The following is a 3,575-nucleotide window of genomic DNA, read 5'->3' on the forward strand; positions in this document are numbered from 1 at the left end:
GGGTTGGTGCGGGGTGCTGCGGCGGTGGTGTTGGGGTTGCCGGGTGCGTCGGGTGTGGAGCCGGGTCGGGCGTTCCGTGATCTGGGCTTTGATTCTTTGACGGCGGTGGAGTTGCGGAATCGGCTGGCGGAGGAGTCGGGGGTGCGGCTTCCGGCGACGGCGGTGTTCGACCATCCGACGGCTTCGGCGCTCGCGGAGCGTCTGCTGGGTGAGCTGTCGGGCGAGGTCGCCGCTCTGGTGCCGGATGCGGTGCTGCCTTCGGTGGTGTCGGTGGACGACGATCCGGTGGTGATCGTCGGTATGAGCTGCCGCTACCCCGGTGGTGTGGGTTCGCCCGAGGACCTCTGGAACCTCGTCGCCTCGGGTGGGGATGCGGTGGGTGGTTTTCCTTCGGATCGTGGCTGGGATCTGGGGGCGTTGTTTGCGGGTGGTGGTTCGGGTACGTCGACGGCTCGTGGTGGTGGGTTCCTGGCGGGTGCGGGGGAGTTCGACCCGTTGTTCTTCGGTATTTCGCCGCGTGAGGCCCTCGCCATGGATCCGCAGCAGCGGTTGTTGCTCGAAGCCTCGTGGGAGGTGTTCGAGCGGGCGGGTATCGACCCGGTGTCGGTGCGTGGCAGTCGTACGGGTGTGTTCGTCGGTACGAATGGTGCGGATTACGGTGCGGTGCTGGTGAACTCGGCGGAGGCTGCCGAGGGGCATCTTGCGACGGGTAACGCGGCCAGCGTCGTTTCCGGCCGGCTGTCGTACACGTTCGGTCTTGAAGGCCCGGCGGTCACGGTCGATACGGCGTGTTCGTCGTCGTTGGTGGCGTTGCATCTGGCGGTGCAGGCGTTGCGTCAGGGTGAGTGCACGCTCGCGTTGGCGGGTGGTGTGACGGTGATGGCGACGCCTGGCACGTTTATCGAGTTCTCGCGGCAGCGGGGGCTTGCGGAGGACGGCCGGTGCAAGGCATTCGCGGCGGCCGCGGACGGCACCGGCTGGGGCGAGGGCGTCGGCGTACTCCTGGTGGAGAAGCTGTCGGACGCACGCCGCAACGGTCACCAGGTCCTGGCGGTCGTCCGCGGAAGCGCCGTGAACCAGGACGGTGCTTCGAACGGTCTGACGGCGCCGAACGGGCCCGCGCAGCAGCGCGTCATCCGCCAGGCCCTCGCCTCCGCTGGTCTTGCCGCTTCCGAGGTCGATGTGGTCGAGGCGCATGGCACCGGCACGGTCCTGGGTGACCCGATCGAAGCGCAGGCGGTGCTGGCGACCTACGGCCAGGACCGGCCGGAGGACCGGCCGCTCCGGCTGGGTTCGCTGAAGTCGAACATCGGCCACACGCAGTCGGCTTCCGGTGTCGGTGGTGTCATCAAGATGGTGATGGCGCTGCGGCACGGTGTGATGCCGCAGACCCTGCACGTGGACGAGCCGACGCCGCATGTCGACTGGACGGCGGGTGCGGTCGAGCTGCTGACCGAGGCCCGCGCCTGGGAGTCTGAGCGTGCCCGCCGGGCGGGCGTGTCCTCGTTCGGTATGAGCGGCACCAACGCCCACGTCATCCTGGAGCAGGCCCCCGAGGCCGAGGCTCCGGTGGCTTCGGCGGCACCGACCACGCTGTCGACGCTCCCGGTGCTGGTCTCCGCCCGTGACGAGCACGCCCTGCGCGACCAGGCCGCTGCCCTGCGCGCCCATCTCGCCGCCCACCCCGAACTGGAACCGGCGGACGTGGCGTTCTCCACGGCGACCACCCGCGCCGCACTGGAACACCGTGCCGTGCTGCTCGGAACGGACCGGGACGGACTGCTCGACGGTTTGGAAGCCCTCGCCGAAGGCCACTCCGGCCCGCTGACGGGAACGACTGCCGAGGGGCAGTTGGCGTTCTTGTTCAGTGGTCAGGGGAGTCAGCGCGTCGGTATGGGCCGTGAGCTGTACGAGGCGTTCCCGGTCTATGCGGAGGCGTTCGACGCGGTCTGCGCCCATCTGGACACGGAACTCGACCGGCCCTTGGGGGATGTGGTGTTCGGCGGCGACGCCGACAGGCTGAACCGCACCGAGTTCACGCAGGCCGCGTTGTTCGCGGTCGAGGTGGCGCTGTTCCGTCTGGTGGAGTCGTGGGGTGTCCGCCCGGACTATCTCGCCGGGCATTCGGTGGGTGAGATCGCGGCCGCGCAGGCGGCCGGGGTGTTCTCGCTGGAGGACGCCTGCACGCTGGTCGCGGCGCGCGGCCGGCTGATGGGCGCGCTCCCCGAGGGCGGCGCGATGGTCGCCGTAGAGGCTTCGGAAGAGGACGTACGCCCGCTCCTCGCCGAACACGAAGGTGTGGACATCGCGGCGGTCAATGGCCCGCGCTCGGTGGTCCTGTCCGGCGACGAGGACGCGGTCCTCAAGCTTGCGGCTCAGTGGAAGAACAAGCGGCTGCGGGTCAGCCATGCCTTCCACTCGCACCTGATGGACCCGATGCTGGATGAGTTCCGTACGGTCGCCGAGGGGCTCTCGTACGAGCGCGCCGGAATCCCCGTCGCGGGCCTGCCCGCCCTGGTCGATGCCGAGTACTGGGTGAACCATGTCCGGGACGCGGTCCGTTTCCACGACGCCGTGGAGCACCTGCGTACCGAGGGCGTGACGTCCTTCCTGGAGATCGGCCCGGACGGGATCCTGTCCGCCCTCGCCGAAGGCGTCCCGCTACTCCGCCGCGACCGCCCCGAGTCCGAATCGGCTACGACGGCCCTCGCCCGGCTGCATGTCCGGGGCACGCCGGTCGACTGGAAGGCGTTGTTCGCGGGTACGGGTGCCCGGCGCGTCGACCTGCCGACGTACGCCTTCCAGCGCAAGCAGTACTGGCCCGAGATCGTCCCGGCGACCGAGGACACCGAGTTCTGGGCCGCCGTCGAGAACGGCGAACTCTCCGAGCTGCTCGAACCCGTTCTGCCCGAGCTGCGCGAGTGGCGCCGGGCACGGACCGAGCGCGGAACCACCGAGGCATGGCGCTACCGGGTCACCTGGAAGCCGCTGACCGACCTCCCGGCCCCCGTCCTCTCCGGCACCTGGCTCGTCCTGCGGCCCGAGGGCGACCAGGAGTGGGCCGACACCGTCGTCGCCGGGCTCTCCCGGCACGGCGCCGAGGTCGTCACCGAACCGGCCGACGGCCACACCGCCGCACTCGCCGGTGTGCTGTCGCTGCGCGCGCTGGGCAGCGGCGACGCCGTCGCCGGCGCTCTGGCCGACATCACCACGGACTGGGGCGCTCCGCTGTGGATCGCCACCCGCGGCGCGGTCGCCGTGGGCCGCTCCGACACGGTTGCCGACCCGGCCCACACAGCGGTCTGGGGTCTGGGCCGGGTCGCCGGACTTGAGCAGCAGCTCGACCGCTGGGGCGGTCTCGTCGACCTGCCCGGCACGCCCGACGAGCGGGCGGTCGCCCGGCTGGTCTCCGCCCTCGTCGGCGGCGCCGAGGACCAGATCGCGCTCCGTACCTCCGGCGTCTACGCCAACCGCCTGGCCCGTGCGCCGTTTGGGCGGGTGGTGCGGGAGTGGCGTCCGCGGGGGACGGTGTTGGTGACGGGTGGTTCGGGTGCGTTGGGTGGTGCGGTTGCTGG

At 70.9% G+C, this 3,575-nt stretch carries 1 protein-coding gene; it reads left to right on the forward strand.

Translation table 11 applies throughout. The features are described from left to right. The coding region (locus ACWDR0_RS34695; RefSeq protein WP_456355821.1) for a type I polyketide synthase at window positions 1–3,575 on the forward strand (3,575 nt) is incomplete at both ends.

This window comes from Streptomyces sp. NPDC003691, assembly GCF_053981115.1.